The organism is Deinococcus terrestris (assembly GCF_009377345.1).
Lineage (GTDB): Bacteria > Deinococcota > Deinococci > Deinococcales > Deinococcaceae > Deinococcus > Deinococcus terrestris.
The window spans coordinates 189512-206753 of record NZ_WBSL01000002.1 but is presented as its reverse complement, the minus strand read 5'-3'; the positions used below and the strand labels follow the sequence as shown (position 1 = coordinate 206753).

Annotated in this window: 12 protein-coding genes; 8 read left to right on the top strand and 4 right to left on the bottom strand. The window is 71.2% G+C overall.

All coding sequences use genetic code 11. The annotated features are described in order from the left end of the window. Positions 1-23: 23 nt before the first annotated feature. Genes F8S09_RS07060 through F8S09_RS07050 form a run of 3 tightly spaced genes read left to right on the top strand, consistent with a single transcriptional unit; the run spans position 24 to position 3899 of the window. Positions 24-1175, top strand: coding sequence for an ABC transporter substrate-binding protein (locus F8S09_RS07060; RefSeq protein WP_152870535.1), 1152 nt, complete (start codon positions 24-26; stop codon positions 1173-1175). Next, a complete protein-coding gene (locus F8S09_RS07055) occupies positions 1157-2629 on the top strand; it encodes an FAD-binding oxidoreductase (RefSeq protein WP_322618617.1) in 1473 nt (490 codons plus the stop codon). Before F8S09_RS07060 ends, F8S09_RS07055 begins: the two co-directional genes overlap by 19 nt. Then, on the top strand, positions 2610-3899 hold the full coding sequence (locus F8S09_RS07050) for an AMP-binding protein (RefSeq protein WP_152870533.1): 1290 nt from the start codon (positions 2610-2612) through the stop codon (positions 3897-3899). Before F8S09_RS07055 ends, F8S09_RS07050 begins: the two co-directional genes overlap by 20 nt. Before the next feature lie 100 nt (positions 3900-3999). Here the strand turns inward: F8S09_RS07050 and F8S09_RS07045 are convergent, their stop codons facing one another. From F8S09_RS07045 to F8S09_RS07035, 3 genes are read right to left on the bottom strand one after another with little or no spacing between them, the layout of a single operon-like run. Next, positions 4000-5361: an MATE family efflux transporter gene (locus F8S09_RS07045; protein ID WP_322618616.1), complete on the bottom strand. Its 1362-nt coding sequence runs from the start codon at positions 5359-5361 to the stop codon at positions 4000-4002. A 38-nt stretch (positions 5362-5399) separates the two neighbouring features. Continuing rightward, a complete protein-coding gene (locus F8S09_RS07040; protein WP_152870531.1) occupies positions 5400-5876 on the bottom strand; it encodes a MerR family transcriptional regulator in 477 nt (158 codons plus the stop codon). Further along, complete coding sequence (locus F8S09_RS07035) at positions 5873-6847, bottom strand: NADPH:quinone oxidoreductase family protein (protein WP_152870529.1); 975 nt, start codon at positions 6845-6847, stop codon at positions 5873-5875. The genes F8S09_RS07040 and F8S09_RS07035 overlap by 4 nt, the downstream gene beginning before the upstream one ends. 126 nt (positions 6848-6973) lie before the next feature. Here F8S09_RS07035 and F8S09_RS07030 point away from each other — a divergent pair, with 126 nt between their 5' ends. Next, positions 6974-8770: an acyl-CoA dehydrogenase gene (locus tag F8S09_RS07030; RefSeq protein ID WP_152870527.1), complete on the top strand. Its 1797-nt coding sequence runs from the start codon at positions 6974-6976 to the stop codon at positions 8768-8770. 59 nt (positions 8771-8829) lie between these two features. Here F8S09_RS07030 and F8S09_RS07025 read toward each other — a convergent pair whose 3' ends face one another. Continuing rightward, positions 8830-11127, bottom strand: a complete 2298-nt coding sequence (locus F8S09_RS07025; RefSeq protein ID WP_152870525.1) for a hypothetical protein — start codon at positions 11125-11127, stop codon at positions 8830-8832. A 282-nt stretch (positions 11128-11409) separates the two neighbouring features. On the opposite strand from F8S09_RS07025, the gene F8S09_RS07020 reads away from it, so the two are divergent. From F8S09_RS07020 to F8S09_RS07005, 4 genes are all read left to right on the top strand, one after another. Then, complete coding sequence (locus tag F8S09_RS07020) at positions 11410-12327, top strand: hypothetical protein (RefSeq protein WP_152870523.1); 918 nt, start codon at positions 11410-11412, stop codon at positions 12325-12327. Between the two features lie 236 nt (positions 12328-12563). Beyond that, complete coding sequence (locus tag F8S09_RS07015) at positions 12564-13397, top strand: COG1470 family protein (RefSeq protein WP_152870520.1); 834 nt, start codon at positions 12564-12566, stop codon at positions 13395-13397. Then, positions 13394-13927, top strand: a complete 534-nt coding sequence (locus tag F8S09_RS07010; RefSeq protein ID WP_152870518.1) for a hypothetical protein — start codon at positions 13394-13396, stop codon at positions 13925-13927. Before F8S09_RS07015 ends, F8S09_RS07010 begins: the two co-directional genes overlap by 4 nt. A 19-nt stretch (positions 13928-13946) precedes the next feature. Further along, positions 13947-17228 carry a carboxypeptidase-like regulatory domain-containing protein gene (locus F8S09_RS07005; RefSeq protein WP_152870516.1) on the top strand — a complete coding sequence of 1094 codons (3282 nt, stop codon included), beginning with the start codon at positions 13947-13949 and terminating at the stop codon, positions 17226-17228. Positions 17229-17242 lie beyond the last annotated feature (14 nt).

The window sequence follows — 17242 nt, the reverse complement described above, 5'->3', positions numbered from 1 at the left end:
TCCCTCGCCGTGGAGGTTTTCCCATGAAGCGCCTGCACCCTGCCCGCCTGTTCGTGACCGCCGCCCTGCTCGCCTCGTCCTTTGCCGCCGCGCAGCTCCGGGTGGGGGTGGTCGTGTCCTCGACCGGCCCGGCGGCCAGCCTGGGGATTCCGGAGAAGAATACGGTCGCCCTGCTGCCCCAGACCATCGGCGGGCAGAAGGTGACCTACACGGTCCTCGACGACGCGTCCGACACGACTGCCGCTGTGACCGCGACCCGCAAGCTGATTCAGGACAACAAGGTGGACGTGATTATCGGCACGACGACCACGCCCGCCAGCCTCGCCATGATCGACGTGGTGACTGAGGCGAAGGTGCCCATGATCAGCCTCGCCGCGTCCGAGGCGATCATCAAGCCCGTGGACGCCCGGCGGCGCTGGGTGTTCAAGACCCCGCAGACGGACGCGATCATGGCCAACGCGATCGTCGCGCACATGGCGCAAAACCGCATCAAGACAGTCGGCTACATCGGCTTCAACGACGCTTACGGCGAGGGCTGGCTCTCCGAGCTTCAGCGGGCGGCGGCGGCCCGCAACATCCGGGTGGTCGCCGTCGAGAAGTACAACCGCGCCGATACTAGCGTCACCGGCCAGATTCTCAAGATCGTGGCCGCCCGGCCCGACGCCGTGCTCGTCGGCGCCTCCGGGGTGCCCGCCGTGCTGCCGCAAAAGACCCTGAACGACCGGGGCTACGCGGGCAAGATCTACCAGACCCACGGGGTCGCCAACGCCGACTTCCTGCGGGTGGGCGGCAAGGACGTGGAGGGCGCGATCCTCCCCGCCGGACCCGTGCTGGTGGCCGACCAGCTCCCCGCAACCAACCCCACCCAGCGCGTGGGCCTCGCCTACACCCAGGCCTACGAGCGGCGCTTCGGCCAGAACTCGGTGAGCACCTTCGGGGCGCACATGTGGGACGCGGGCCTGATTCTGCAAAAGGCGATTCCGGCCGCCCTGAAAAAAGCCAAGCCCGGCACTCCGCAGTTCCGCTCGGCGCTGCGTGACGCCATCGAGGGCACCCGCAACGTGATCGGGGCGCACGGCATTTTCAACATGAGCGCGACCGACCACCTCGGCCTTGACGCCCGCAGCCGCGTGATGGTGCAGGTCGTGAACGGCACGTGGAAGATGATCAAGTAACCGGCTGGCAGGGCGCCCTGCGAACCGGGCTGGGCGAGCGCGTCAGCCTCGTTCCCGGTGACCGGAGCGCCCACGCCCGCGACGAGGGCACGCCGCTGACCTGGGTGCCCGGCGCGGTGGTCTATGCCCGCTCGGAAGGGGACGTGCTGGAGACGCTGGCGGTCGCCCGCGACTGGCGCGTCCCTGTCACCCCCTGGGGCGCGGGCACCAGCCTGGAAGGGGCGGCGCTGCCCGTGCCGGGCGCGATCTCACTGGACCTCAGTGGGATGGACGCGGTCGGGGAGCCTGACCCCGTGGGCTTCACCGTCACGGTGGGACCGGGGGTGCGGCGCCTCGCTCTGAACCGCCGCTTGCGCCCGCACGGCCTCTTCTTCCCGGTGGACCCCGGCGCGGACGCCTCGCTGGGGGGGATGGCCGCCACCAACGCGAGCGGCACGACCACCGTGCGCTACGGCGGCATGCGCGAGAACGTCGCGGCCCTCCGGGTGGCGCTGGCGGACGGCCGGGTGCTGACGCTGGGCAGCGCCGCCCGCAAGAGCAGCAGCGGCTACGCCTTGAAACAGCTGTTCATCGGCTCGGAGGGAACGCTGGGGGTCATCACCTCGCTGACCCTGAGGCTTCACCCTCTGCCGCCCGCGACCGCCAGCGTGCAACTCGCCTTCGGGGACGTGGAGGGGGCAGTCACCGCCAGCGTGACCCTGCGCGGCCTGGGCCTGACCCCGGAGCGGCTGGAATTCGTGGACGCCGCGACGGTGGCCGCCGTGAACTGCCACCGCGCCCGCCACGACCCGGAAGCCCCGACCCTCTGGGCAGAGGTTGCGGGCCGGGACCGGGCCGACTTGGACGCGCAACTCGCCCTGCTGCGGGAGGCGGCCTCCCTGCATGGCGGCACCCCCGTCGGCGAGGCCCGCACCCCGGAGGCGCAGTCCGAGCTGTGGGCGGCCCGTCATGGCGTGTACGACGCGCTGCGGGCGGCCTGGCCCGGTCACGCGACCCGCATCGGGGACGTGTGCGTGCCCCTCTCAGCGTTGGCGGGGACAGTAGCGGTTGCTCAGGAATTGCTGGAAGAGCATGGCCTGACCGCGCCCCTGGTCGGCCATATCGGGGACGGTAACCTTCACCTGCTGATGCATGCCCATCCCGACGACGTGGACACCTGGACTCGGATTGACCACGTCCTGCACGCCCTCGCCGCGCACGCGGTCGCGGTGGGCGGCACCTGCACGGGCGAGCATGGGGTGGGGCTGCGCAAACGGACGTACCTGCGTTCGGAACACGGGGACGCGCTGGACGTGATGCGGGAGGTGAAGGCTATGCTGGACCCGCTGAACTTCCTTAACCCTGGCAAGGTGGTGGGCGACCCGGCCCTCCTGCCTGCCTTCCCTGTTTCCGATCACGACGCTGTGGGTGACACTGCTGCCGACTGGAGGCCCGATGTTCCAGCCCGACCGTGAGGGCATGCCCCTCCCCGACCTCCGCGCCCTGCAACTTGCCCGCCTTCAGGCGACCGCCGCCCGGATGCACGAGCGCGTGCCCGCCCACCGCGCCCGCTTTGAGGCGGTGGGGGTCACCCCGGACGACCTGCGGACCCTGGGCGACCTCGCCCGCTTTCCGCTGACCCGCAAGAGCGACCTGCGCGACCACTACCCCCTGGGTCTCAGCGCCGTGCCGCGCCACGAATTGCGCCGCCTGCACGCCAGCAGCGGCACCACCGGCAAGCCCACCGTGGTCGCCTACGACGAGAACGACCTCGCCGTGTTCGCGGAAGTTGTGGCCCGCTCGCTCTACGCGGCGGGGGCGCGGCCGGGCATGACCTTTCACAATGCCTACGGCTACGGGCTGTTTACCGGAGGGCTGGGGCTGCACGGCGGCGCCGAGCGGCTGGGCCTGTGCACTGTCCCCGTCTCCGGCGGCGGCACTGAGCGGCAGGTCAGCCTGATTCTCGACCTCGAACCCGAGGTGATCGCCTGCACGCCGAGCTACGCCCTGGTCCTCGCGGACGAGTTCACCCGCCGGGGCGTGCGGCCAGGGGACACTTCCCTCCGCTACGCGGTGTTGGGCGCCGAGCCCTGGACAGAGAAGACCCGCCGCGAGGTCGAGGCCCGGCTGGGTGTTACGGCGACCAACATCTACGGCCTGTCCGAGATCATCGGCCCCGGCGTCTCCAACGAGGACGCGGCCGAGCAGCGCGGCAGCTACCTCTGGGAGGACCACTTTTACCCCGAGATCGTGGACCCCGAGACAGGCGAGGTGCTGCCCGACGGCGAGTGGGGCGTGCTCGTGCTTTCATCCATCAGCCGCACCGCCCTGCCCATGCTGCGCTACTGGACGGGCGACATCACGCGCCTGCTGCCGGAGGCCACCGAGCCCAACGCCACCGGACGCACGGTGCGCCGCATGGACGGCATCCGGGGCCGCGCCGACGACCTGATTATCCTGCGGGGGGTCAACGTCTACCCCACCCAGCTTGAGGCCGTGCTGGTCGGCATGGGGCAGGTCAGCCCCCATTACCACGTGGTCCTGACCCGCACGGGCACCCGCGATGACCTGCTGCTGCGCGTCGAGGCGGGGGAGGAAACCGTCGCGCTGCGGACCGAAATCGAGCGGCTGGTCAAGGTTCAGGTGGGCGTGACCGTACGTTGCGAGCTGTGCGTGCCCGGCTCTCTGCCCCGCAGCGAGGGGGGTAAGCTGCGGCGGGTGACGGACCTGCGCGGGAAAGGGTAGCCCGGAAGCATAGACAAGGCCCCCTACCGGAAGTGGAGGGGGCCTTTTGTGGGCCGCTCGGGTGAGCGCAGCTCGTTCCTCTAGATGCGGGAGAGCGGCTTCAGTTCCCCAGAGAACGGCCTTGGCTACGTTTCAAGAACCTCCACAGCAGCGCTACGGCCGCCATACTCAGCCCCGCCGTCAGCCCGAACCACAGCCCGCGCGGTCCCAACCCCAGCCCGAAGGCGAGCAGCGACCCCACCCCCAGCCCTACCCCCCAGTACGACGCGAGCGAGATCAGCAGCGGTACGCGGGTGTCTTGCAGGCCGCGCAGCGCCGCGTTCGCGGTGACCTGCACCCCGTCGACCGTCTGGAAGAGGGCGGCGATGGTGAGCAGACTCGCGCCGGTCGCCAGCAGCGCCGCGTTCGCCGGGTCCCCGGCGTCCACGAACACCCCCAGCACCAGCCGGGGCGCCAGCAGTTCCAGTGCGGCGAAGGCCAGCATGACGGCCGCCGCCAGCCCGATCCCAGTCAGCCCGGCGCGGCGCACCCGGCCCGCTTCACCACCGCCCGCCGCCTGGGCCACCCGGATGCCGGTGGCGGTCGAGAGCCCCAGCGGCACCATGAACACCGCCGTGATGACCTGAAGCGCCACGTTGTGCGCCGCGAGCGCCTCGGCCCCGAACCTCGCCATCAGCAGCGAGGTCACGCTGAACATGCCCCCCTCGGCCCCCAGCGTCAGGCCGATGGGCCAGCCCAGGCGCAGCAGTGCCCCCACCTCTGGCCCCACCCGGCTTCCTGGCACGGCGGGAAAGCGGCGCAGCGCGACTGGCAGCAGCGTCAGCGCCATCGCCCACGCGGTCACGGCGCTCGCGGCGGCGGCTCCTGGCAGCCCCAGCGCAGGCAGCGGCCCCCACCCAAAGGCGAGGGCCGGACTCAGGAAGGCGACGACCGTCACCCCGCCCAGCGCCGTCACCGTGACCACGCGGGGCTGCCCGGTGCCCTCCAGCGCCCCCCGCAGGGCCACGAAGGCGAGCACCGGCAGCATCCCCAGCGCGTAGAGCCGCAAGTAGCTCGCCGCGAGGTCACCGCGCACGCCTTCGGGCGCGAGGCCGGGCAAGATCGCCGCGATGCCCCACATCAGCGGCAAGGCAATCGCCGTCAGGCCCAGGGCCAGCCGCAGGCCCCCGCGCAGGGCGAGGGCGACGCCCGCCGGATTCCCCGCCCCATGCGCCTGCGCCGCCCGTGGCCCCACCGCCAGCATGATCCCGCTCAGGATCAGGAACAGCAGGTAGTAGGTGGCGTTCGCGTAGGCCGCCGCCGCCAGCTCCGGGGTGCCCAGCCGACCGATCACCGCCGTGGAAATCAGCGTGAGCGCATTGGCCGCAAACTGCGACACGATCACCGGCCCCGCGAGCCGTACCAGGGGGCCGAGTTCGCTGGTGCGCGGGGTGGGGGAGGAAGAGGCCGGGCCGGACGTCACCGGGAGAGTGTAGTCCCTCTCGTCACCGATTCCCCTCCCTATAGGCCACCTGGCTGAGCCTGCTCCTCCCCCTCCAGCGCCTCCGGGTCCAGCGGTTCCACCTCGCCCCCGGTAAACCGCTTGGTGAGCCAGCGGTCGAAGCGGGCCAGGCCCTCGGCCTGGCGGGCGTAGGCTTCCTGCAACAGCCGCAGCCGGGCGTGAATGACGCGCAGCTGCTCGTCCGAGAGGGGGATGTCGGCGCGGGTCCAGTCGCGGCGATAGGTGCCGTCGAGGGTATGCGTGGCCCGGCGCAGGGTCACCATGTCGCGGGCCTCGTCGAGGGGCACGCCCAGCGCCCGCAGATCCAGCACGTCGCGCAGCAGCCGCAGCGCGTAGGGGCCGTAGAGCGCTCGCCCCGACACCGTCACCTGATCGGGGGTCAGCAGGCCGAGGTCGGCGTAATGCATGACCGTGCGCCGGGTCACGCCCGCCTCCCGCGCGAGTTCGGCGGTCGTGTAGAAGGTCAGCGGGGTCAAGGGGTGACGACCACCTTGCCGGTGACCCGCCGCTCCAGCAGTGCCCGCAGCGCTTCCGGGGTGCGCTCCAGCGGGTAGCGTTCGCTGATCAGGGGCCGCACGGTCCCGTCTGCCACCCACCCCAGCAGCCGGGCGAGGTTGCGGGCATTGGCGCGGGGGTCGCGGCGGGCGAACTCGCCCCAGAACACGCCCACCAGCGACGCGCCCTTGAGCAGCGGCAGATTTAGCGGCAGTTTCGGAATGCCGCCCCCCGCGAACCCCACCACGAGGTACCGCCCGCCCCAGCCGATGGAGCGGAAGGCCGCCTCCGCGAAGTCGCCGCCCACCGGGTCGAAAATCACGTCCGGTCCTTTGCCTCCCGTCAGTGCTTTGATCCGCTCGCGCAGGTCCTCCGAGCTGTAGTTCAGCGTCTCGTCAGCTCCGTGCTCGCGGCAGAGGGCCAGCTTCTCCTCGCTGCTCGCCGCCGCGATCACCCGTGCGCCCAGCGCCTTGCCGATCATGACGGCGGCGAGGCCCACGCCCCCCGCCGCGCCCAGCACCAGCAGCGTCTCGCCTGTTTGGAGGTTCGCCCGGTCCACCAGCGCGTGCATGGTGGTCCCGAAGGCGAGCGGCAGCCCAGCGGCAACTTCGGTGCTGACTCCATCGGGGAGAGGCATGACTGCATTCGCGGAAGCGAGCAACCTCTCCGCGAAGGCCCCGGTTCCGGTGAACGCGGCGACCCGCTGCCCTGGCCGCAGATGCGTCACCCCCTCGCCGACCGCCGCCACTGTCCCAGCGGCCTCCGCGCCCGGCGTGAAGGGGAGGGGAGGCTTGACCTGATACTGCCCCATCACCATCAGGGCGTCGGGGTAGTTCACGCCCGCCGCCTCCACCGCCAGCACCACCTCGCCGGGGCCGGGTGCGGGATCGGGGACAGTCTGAACGCTGAGGGCTTCGGGTTCGGCAAAGGCGGTGCAGGTCACGGCACGCATGGAAAACCTCCGGTGGAACGGGGAGAAAGGGGTCTGAACGTGCCCTATAGTAAACGCCAGCGTTCACAGTTGACGTTCACGGACACTCCGCCCACCGCTGCCTGTGCCCTGAAAGGAGTACCCCCGATGGCCCCCTTCCTGTCCCGCCGCGACCTCCAGTTCCAGCTTTACGAGGTGCTCGATACCGCCGCGCTGCCCCAGCGTCCCCGTTTTGCGGAGCACTCGCGCGAGGTCTACGACGACGTGCTGAACCTCGCCTACAGCGTGGCCGAGCGCCACTTCGCCAACCACCTGCGCGAGGCGGATGTCCACGAGCCGCACGTCGTGGACGGCAAGGTGAAGCTGCCGCCCCAGATGGCGGACGCGATGCGGGCCTTCCGGGAGGCGGGCTTTTTCAACGCCCACCACGACGAGGAGTTGGGCGGGCTGCAACTCCCCTGGGTGGTCATGCAGGCGGTGCAGGCGCACTTTCAGGCGGCCAACATCTCCACGAGCGGGTACCCCTTCCTGACCATCGGCAATGCCAACCTGCTGCGCGAGTTCGCGTCGGAGGGGCAGCAGTCCAAATACCTCACCCCGCTGCTGGAAGGCCGCTGGTTCGGCACGATGGCCCTTTCCGAGCCGCACGCCGGGTCCGGGCTGGCCGACATCACGACGACCGCCACGCCAAAGGAAGACGGCACCTACAGCATCACTGGGACCAAGATGTGGATCTCGGGCGGCGAGCACGAACTCTCGGAGAACATCGTTCACCTCGTCCTAGCGCGGATCAAGGGCGCCCCGGCGGGCGTCAAGGGCATCTCACTCTTTATCGTGCCGCGCTACCGGGTGGGGGAGGATGGGAGGCCGGGCGAATCTAACCACGTCGTCCTGGCGGGCCTGAACCACAAGATGGGCTACCGGGGCACCACGAACACGCTGCTCAACTTCGGGGAGGGCGGCGAGACGGTCGGCGAGATCGTGGGCGAGCCGGGGCAGGGCCTCGCGCAGATGTTCCGCATGATGAACGAGGCCCGCATCGGCGTCGGGATGGGCGCGGTCATGCTGGGCTACGCGGGCTACCTTGCCAGCCTCGAATACGCCCGCGAGCGGCGGCAGGGGCGCTCCCCCGGCAACAAGGACCCCCACGCCGAACCCGTGTCCATCATTCAGCACCCCGACGTGCGCCGGATGCTGCTGCGTCAGAAGAGCTTCGTGGAGGGCGGCCTCGCGCTGGGCCTCTACGCTTCCTCGCTGGTAGACGACCTGCACACCGGGCCGGAAGAGGGGCGGGGGGATACCGGGCTGCTCCTCGACCTGCTGACCCCCGTCGTCAAATCCTGGCCCAGCAAGTACAGCCAGGAGACCCTGAGCGACGCGATTCAGGTGATGGGCGGGGCAGGGTACACCCGCGATTACCCAGTGGAGCTGTACTACCGCGACAACCGCCTCAACCCTATCCACGAGGGCACCGAGGGCATTCAGGCCCTCGACCTGCTGGGGCGCAAGGTGACTCAATCGGGCGGGCGCGGCCTGACCGTGCTGCTGGAGCGGATGTCGGCGGACCTCGCCGCCTCCGAGGAGCTGGAGGGGGTGGCCGAGATTCGCACCGCGCTCGCCACCGCCGTCGCCCAGAGCACGGCGGCCCTGCGCGGCCTGCTGGCCCAGGCCCCCACCCTCGGCCCCGACCGCTTTCTTGCCAACGCTCACAGCGCCCTGGAGATGCTGGGGCACACAGTCGTGGGCTGGATGTGGCTGCGGCAGGCGGCGGTCGCGGCCCGCAAGCTGCCGGAGGCGAGGGGCGAGGGCGCCGACTTCTACCGGGGCAAACTCCACGCCGCACGCTTCTTTGCCGTGCACGAGCTGCCCAAGGTCAAGGCCCACGCCGACCTGCTGGCGAGCGCGGACCCCACGACGCTGGAGATGCAGGAGGCGTGGTTCTGAAAAGGGCGGCCCGGTCCGCCGGAGCCGAGTATCCGCCCTGACCCCACGGGCGTCTTCCCCTACTGCCCGCCCAGGCGGTGATTCCCCCAGCTCAGGGCACCGAGCGTGAGGGCCGAGTCCACCGCCCGCACGCTCAGCTCCAGCGGTCCCGTTCCGCCCGGCCCGCTCAGGCCGAGCCAGCACCCCGGAGTCAGCACGCCCCCGAACACATGCTCGACCCCGTCACTGAAGTGGTCGGGAACAGGTTCGGTGCTGTACACCACGCGGGGGCCTGAGCCGACGCGCACGCCCAGCACGAAATTCGGCGGCCAATGCGCCGCGGGTCGCCCGCTGGCCGCGAGGTCGTGCCGCAGCGTCAGGCTCCAGGCCGGGGCCGAACCAGGGAAGCAGAGGGTCAGCAGGGGCGGCAGGCCGGGATGCCCCCGGCGCAGGATGCGGAGCCTGCCGTCTTCAAAGGCCACCCGGTAGCCCCCGGCGGTCCAACCGTCGCGCCCGGCGTGGGAGGGAGGGGCTTCTGGAGCAGGGACTGGGCGGGGCTGCGGGCCGCGGGGGAGGGCGGGGGCCGTCAGTTCCGGCAGGGCGGCGCGGGCCTGCTCGGCAAGGTCGGGGCACTGCGCCCGTTCGGCATACAGCAGGCTGCGGGCCGGGTCCGTGGTCTGGAAGTGCCGGGCCAGCGTGCGCCGCGCGGCGTGGCGTTCGTGGGGCGGCAGCAAGGAGGCCAGGGCGCTGCGGGTCAGCTCGTGCGCGAACCCCAGGTGGCCCTGCGCGTCGTCGGCGCGGCCCGTGAGCTGGGGCCAGGTGAGCTGCGGCGACATCGGTTCGGGCCAAACCAGCGCCTCGGTGCGTGGCACCGGCACGAGCACGCTCCGGGCCGTAGGGGTTAGCAGCAGCGTCCCAGCGCCCTCGCCCAGCAGGGCCTGAGCAGTCGCCGGGTCGAACCGGCCATGAATCTGGGCCAGCCGGGCCCAGCGGTCGAGGTCGGGGGCCGTCAGCGGCCCCAGTTCGGCCAGCAGCAGGTCGCGCACGCCCTCCGGCAACCGGTGTTCCAGCCGGGGTGGGTCGGCGGCGAGCAGGACGTCCAGATAGGGCAGGTAGCCCTCGCTGCACTGCACCAGCCGGGTCGCCAGGACACGGTCGTCCTCCAGCGCGGCGCTTGCCAGGCTGGCCGGGCGCCGCGCCTGAAGTGCCCCGGTGACGGCGGACACCCCCAGCGGCGGCAGGTTCAGCACCTCCAACCGGGCTCCGGCGGCCCGCCGCAGCAGGGGCCGCAGCCCCGCCTCGGCCGCCTCCGACGTGACGGTGACCATCACGGCGATGGGGGCAGGCAGGTCCAGCAGGAAGCTCAGCAGCGGGTGCAGGCCGGGTGTCTGCGGAGAGAGGTCGTGCAAGACGAGCAGCAGCGGGGTCTGGAGCGCACTGAACAGCCCCGCGAGTTCGAGGAGTGGGTCGAGCAGTGGGTCGGACGCGGCGGGGGCAGAGGCCGCGGGCAGCAGGCGGCGCAGGTGCAGCCGCAGCGACTGCTGCCACAGCAGTGGGTCGGTGGACGCCTGTACCTGCACGGTCTGCCAGGGGGTGTGGCAGGTCAGGCGGGCGATCAGGCCCCGGCGCGTGCCGCCGCGCCCCCGCAGCAGCAGCAGGTGCGGCGTGTGTCCCTCCAGGATCCGGCCAAGCACCTCGCGCAACCGGGCCTCTGGCTCGGGCCAGTGCAGACCGGATGCGGGCGAATTGGACGGATGCGGCTCCGGGGCCTCCGGTGGAGCAGGCGGTAGGGCGGCCGGGACGGGCACGCTCAGGTGCAGCCCCAGTGCTTCCGCCCGCGCCTCGATCAACCGGACACCGCTCGCCTGACCCCGCGCTGCCAGCGCTCCGGCAACCCGCGAGAGCCGCGCCTCAATGCGGTCGTGCAGCGCCCCGCGCTGGCCGTCCAGCCACTCCCGGAAGGCCGTGGTGCCGAGGTCCTCCAGTCCACTGAGAACCGGTCCTCGCAGCGGCGCGAGCCATTCGAGCACCTCCCCGTCACCCTGGGAGGGATCGGGCAGGGCCTCCCATTCGGTCAGATCGGTCGCACCAGGCAGGCTGAGCATGGGCTGTCGGGCAGGCAGACTGACCCCGCGCTGGCGCAGCCGCACGAGCTCCACCCGCAGGTTGGCCATCGCGTCTGCCGTGTCCCACAGCAGGTTGGCCAGATGTTCGCGGTGGTGTGGGCGGGCCTCAAGCGCCAGATAGGTCAGCAGGGCCAGCCCTTTACTGGACACGGCGGGCAGCGGCCCGGCGCCCCACAGGTACACGTGCCCCAGCACCCGCAGGGTTGGCTGCTGCGCCGGTTGATCATCACCGTCCCGTAACCTTTCAGTCATGTTCAGAGCCTCGTTTGTTAAAGGTCGTTCGGCCCCATCGGCGGAGGTCGGGACGCGCGTGGAGCCTGTTTCCCTACGCATGAAAGTCGCGGGAGACGGTTGACACGAGAGGGTCGCGGCAAGTGTGGAAGACCCTTAGACTCTACCTTTTAACGAGCCCTTCACGTCGTCGACATCTTGTTAGCGAACTGTTAACGCCACTCTCATTACCTTCTGGACAGCAGAGGGCGATCGGGCCTTCAGCGCCGTACACAGGCTTCTTGGGTTGGAAGGGAGAGCAATATGAAGAAGACGATGATGGGGCTGGCGCTGCTGACGATGGGGCTGGGCGGAATGGCCGGAGCGCAGGCACAGGCGCAGGGTGGTCAGGCGGAAGCACAAAACTTTTGCAACCCCGTCTTTGGGTGCAACCCACCCTCCAACAACGGCGGTAACTACGATATCGACGACAGAACCGCGCAGCTGTACGAGGACGTGCGTGTGACCATCCCCGCTGTGGTCGCCATGCATCTGCACGAGACGAGTTGGAACATCAACCTGGCGGACCTGGACAAGCAGAAGTGCTACCGCGCTGGCGACCACAGCAAGACGACCGGGCGCGATTTTACCTACCCGCTGCTGGAGATTCTGCGGGCCTCCACCTGGAAGGGTGACGGCAACATCGTCACAGGCAACAACTACTCGTTTGTCGGCAGCTTTAGCTTACCCACATCGCTCACGGGAACGAACTCGAATGGGACGGCATTCACTGGGAATCCCAGCTCGCTGATGGCCCCGCAATCCAGCTACCCTGGGATCGTCTTCACTGGCGGGGACCGTAGCAAAGTGGAGTGGAAGGGTCCCATGATCTGCATGAACCAGAAAATTGTGCAAAAGTTCAGTAACGCTCAGGGCGGCTGGACCTTCAAGGCACAACTGGAAGGCAAGACGGGCGGCAATGTGCCCGCAGGTTTCCCCACCTTTATGCTCGGTGATCAGGTAGCGGACTCCTCCGTCAAGAAGGTGGAGATGCTCTACAACGCCGCGAACCCAACCGCCGCCCGCCCCACGCTTCAAGTATCCAACACCGACCTCGGCAGCGCCAAGACCACCGGCGGATGGCTGGATGATCACATTATTGAAGCCATCGTCCTGGACGGGAACGAAACCAACGGCGTCAAGGAAGCCCGCGTCTCGTTTACCCTGACCGGCAACTTCTGAGCCAGATGGAGGGAGGGCCGGACCGTGGCGTCCCGCTCTCCCTCTGCCCCGCCCGCCCCGGGGCGGTCACAGTCGCGCAACAGTCGGGAACGTGTCGCGGGGCGTGCCACGTTCCCATCTTTCATGTCCGCTGGTTCTTTGGCTGCACCCTTTTGACGTTCCGTCCAACATCAGAGCCTCCGTTTGTGTCCGCACGCCCCGGCCCCCCGCTTTCCTGCACTTCTGGAGGACACCGTATGCCCCGAGTCTCCCCCCCCCGCCGCGCCCTGCCCTGGGCATTCGCCTCGCTGTCTCTGTTCGCTGCCCCGGTCGCCCGCGCCGCGACGGGAGTCAGCGTGGACGTGTCGCGGGTTGAACTGAGTGCCCAGCCTGGCAGTACCGTCAACCACGCTGTGACGGTGCTGCATCCCGGCGCGGCCAATTCCGGCCCGATGGTGGTGGGCGCGGCCCTGCGCGACTTCCGCTTTCCCGAGTCAGGCGAGGTGCAGTTCCTGCCTGCTGGAACGGCCCGCAACAGCCTGCAACGCTGGCTTCAGGTGTCGCCGCAGAGCTTTCAACTCACGCCGGGGCAGCGTCAGCAGGTGCGCTACACCCTCCAGGTCCCGGCCGACGCCGAGCCGGGGCTGTACTGGGGGGTGCTGTTTTTCTCCAGCAACTCGCCCGAGCAGGCGGCCCAGGCCCAGCCCGGCAACATCCTGGGGGTGACCTACACCATCGACGTGGGGCAGATCATCTACCTCCAGGTGGGCACCCCGCGCCTGGACGCGAAGCTTGTGGGCGTGCAGGCGGCCTACGATGGCGGCCGGATCGCGGTGCAGGCCACCGTCCGCAACGCGGGGACCGGGCTGGTCCGGGCGGCGGGCCGGGCACAGGTCGTGGACAGCGCGGGCAAGGCGGTGGGCTTCTTGCCCATTGAGGAAAGCGTGGTGCTGCCCGGCTACAGCCGCCGCTTCGGGGGCGGGGGCGACCTGAAGCTGGCCCCCGGTCAGTATCAGGTGCTTGTGGCCCTGCAATACGCCAAGGGCAAGTTCTTCACGGCCCAGACGCCCCTGGTGGTGAAGGCGCCATGACAACCGCGCCCGCCCCGCTGGTCCGTGCCCTGCAATTGGGGACCACTCTCCTCGTCCTGGGCCTGGGTGGACCGGGGCAGGCCCAGACTGCCCCCGCGCCGCCCCCGCCGCCCGCGCTGCTGTGGGACGGGCAGCGCCTGACCCTGGACCTGAGCTTCCAGCCGGGGGATCCCTCGGGTCCGGCCTACCCGCCGCGGGGGGGCTTCTCGCGCACGCAGCCCGCCTACTACCCGCCGCTGGGAACCCCCGGCCCGGTGCGCCTGAACGTGACCACCTACCTGCCCCGCGCCGCGCTGCTGCTGCGGGTGCGCGGGTTGCCCGACGCGCGGGGGGCGACGTTGCCCGTAGGCCGCCTGGAGTACCGCGTCGGCACGGGGCCGTGGCTGCGGGCGGGACCACTTCAGGTTGTGGCGCTGGTGCCCGACACCGGACGGGCGATCTACGACCTATCCTTCCGGTTGCGGCTGGAGGGCGACGAACCGGCCGGACAGTACCGGGTGCTGCTGACCTGGGCGCTGGAGGCGCAGTGAGGTGGCGGGGGTCCTGAGGATGCGGCGCCGGGCAATTGGTCGGCGGCTGGCCCCGGCCCTCGGCCTGACGGCCCTGCTCGCGCTGGGAAGCACGTGGTCGGGCGGGGCGCTGGCCCAGACGCCGCCAACCTCCTCCTCCCTCACCCTGGCAGCCGAACCGGGCGACTTCCTGACCGTGCCGCTGACCCGGCCCGGCGCGGGAGCGTACCAGGTCACGGCCGAGCTGCCCCCCGGCTGGGCGCTGCTCACGGAGGCGCTGGAGGCGGGGGAGGGCGGCCCGGCTTTCGCGGCGCTGCACCTGCCGGAGGACGCCCTGGCCGGGCCGCAGGCGCTCGTCTTCGTGCTGACGGACGCGGCGGGGGCGGCGCAGCGGGTGGCGGTCACGGTGGTCGTGGGGGCGCGGCCCGAGTTCACGGTGACCCTCCCCGACACCGACCGGGTGCGCCCCGGCGAGCGCAAGACCTACGTGGCCCGCGTGACCAACCTGGGCAACGTGCGCGACACGCTGCGGCTGGAGGTGGAGGGGAGCGCCACCGTCACCCCCGACCGGGTCACGCTGGAGCCGCTGGAAAGCGCCGAGGTGCGGGTCGTCTACACCCAGCGCGGTCCCGGTGACGGCGACCTCGTGCGCCTGACCGCCCGCAGCAGCGTGGATGCCGACCTGAGCCGCGAGGCGCTGCTGGGTCTGCGGGTGGGGCTGGGGGCCGGGGCGGGCGCGGGGCCGCAGCTCACCTGGAGCGTGGAAGTTTCGCCGGGGGTGGGCGTGGGCGCCGTTCAACCCGATGTGATCCAGCCGGACCTGACCCCGGTCCCCCTTCCCGAGGTGCCGACCCTGCCGGGGCTGCCCACTTTACCGGGGAACCCGGAGGACGCGGCGGCCCCGGCGGGAGGGTGGGCCTGGTTCGGCGGCGTCTCGGCGGCGGTGCAGGGGCAGCTCAGCGACTACGCCGCCGGGGGAATCACCTACGCGGCCCGGCGCGACCTGGCGGGGCAGCTGCGCGACGAGGGGACGGCCTCGCTCCAGTGGGGAGATTTCGGCGTGCAGGCCCGCACCCGCGACCTGTTCCGCACAGCCGAGGTGGGGGCCGAGTACCGCCTGGGGGCCTACTCGCTGGGGCTGAACACCTGGCGCACGGTGGGCGAGGGGGGGGAGGCGACCTATGGGGTGGCCGCGAGCGCTTCGCACCGCTCGGGTGCGTACCTCAGCGCCGCGCAGACCTTCGGAGCCGACCCCGGCAACGCCTTGACGGTGGGCTGGTCCCGGCCGTTCGGGGCCTGGACCCCCCTCATCGGCGTGAGCGCGGTTCGTCATGGGGATGAGTGGGGCTATGGCCTGAGCCAGGGGCTGAGCTACGAAAACGCCTGGCTGCTGGTCCGGCAGACCTACGCTTTCGACAGTGTGCGGGAGGCGCACGACCTTCAGGTGCAGGTGAGTTCGCGCCAGCAGCAGCCCTTCGGGGTGAGCGCCGCCGCGCAGCTCAACCGGGTGGGGGACGTGACCCGGACGGCGGCCTCCGCGCAGCTCAGCTACCGCCCGAACGAGGACCTCGGGGTCGTGGCGGGCCTGAGCTACGGCAGCGACGGCTTCGGCGCCCGGCTGCTGGCGGTGCGGGAGTGGCAGCTTGGCCGCGCCGACCTCTTCGTGCTCGGTCAGGCCGAGTACCGGCGCGGCGAAGTCAGCGGGGCGGTGCAGGCGACCGCCGCTCTGGACGGCCTGGGGGGCGAATGGCGGCTTAGCGGGCTGCTGGGCTACGCTGGGGGCAGCCTGCTGTACGGGGCCGGGGCAGGCTACCTGCGCGGCCCGCTGGAGGTCTCGGGCGGGGTGCAGGGCCGGGGCAGCACCCTGGAGGGCACCTTCCACGTGGCCTACCGGCCTGAGCGGGGCCTGTACGCAGGGGCCGACTACGTCATGAAGGCCACCGGCCTGAGCGGCACTGGCCTGGGCCTGACCCACGACCTGCGGGCACAGGTGGGCTACGGCACCGACCGCTGGAGCGCCGGGCTGGTCGCGGCCTACGCGCCCGGAGCTGGGGAGGGTGGGAGGCTGAGCTACGGGGTCACCGCGAGCGGGCAACTGCTGCCGTGGCTGAGCGTGCAGGGGCAGGCGCTGCTGGACGGCGGCCATCCACGCTTCACGGTGGGGGGGCGGCTCACGCCGGGGGGCAGCTTCGCCACCCCGGACGCCGTCGTCTCGCTGTTCGGGGGCCGCAACGCGGGCACCCTGACCGTCCGGAGCTATGCTGACCGCAACCGCAACGGCGCCCGCGACCCCGGCGAACCGGGCGTGGCGACTGAGCTGCTCGTCGGCGGGCAGGCCCTGAGCACGAATGCGGCAGGTGAGGCCAGCGTGCTGCTGCGGCCGGGGCCATACACGGTGGAGCTGGGCGAGGGGGTGCTGGCACAGTACGTCATCCCGGTGCTGCCCCCGGTGGAGGTCCGCCTGCGCGGGAGCGTGACCCTGGAGATCCCGGTGCGCGAGGTCGCCACCCTTCAGGGCCGGGTGCTGGACGGGGACGGCCGGCCGGTGGTGGGGGCGCAGCTCTCGCTGAGCGGCCCCGGCGGCGCGGTGCAGGCGGTGACCGACAGCACGGGCGCCTACCGCCTGAGCGGGCTGGACTTCGGCCCCTATCAGCTTGGAGTGGGACTTGACCCGGCCCTGTACCTGCCGCTGGCGCCCGTGGCCCTCACCCTGAGCCGCGAGGCCGCACTGGTGACCCGTGACCTGCGCGTGACGGGCACTGCCGACGTGCAGGGGGTCACGGCCGACGAGCTGGGCGTGCAGGTGTACCTTCCCGACGACCCCCGCCCGCCCGGCACCACCCTGCCCGTGACCGTCGAGGTCGAGCCCGGCGCGGACGCGGTCACGCTGGAGGGTCTGGGCGTTCCCCTGGCCCTGCGCCCCGAGGAAGGCGGGCGCGTCTGGCGCGGGCTGCTGCCCCTCCCCCCGGAGCAGCGGACCTCCACCGAGGTGCAGGTCGTGGCCCGCCGGGGCGAGGCGCGGGCCACCGCGCGGGCGCTCGTGCTGATCGACGCCGAGCTGCCCCTCGCGACCCTGCAGGTGGTGCCGCTCAATGCCTTGCCAGGACAGGTCATGGAGCTCCGGGCAGTGGTCTACAGTGCCGCCACGCGGGTGCAGGTGCGCAGCAGCTCGGGGCAAGTCACCGAGTTGCTGCCCGGCGCCGACCACACCTACCGGGCCGAACTGCGGGCCGACCCGACGCCGGGCGAGTACAGCTACACCCTGCTCGTGGACGGCCAGCCCCGCGCCGAGGGGCGATACCGGGTTCTGGGCCGCCCGTGATCGCCGGAACCTGG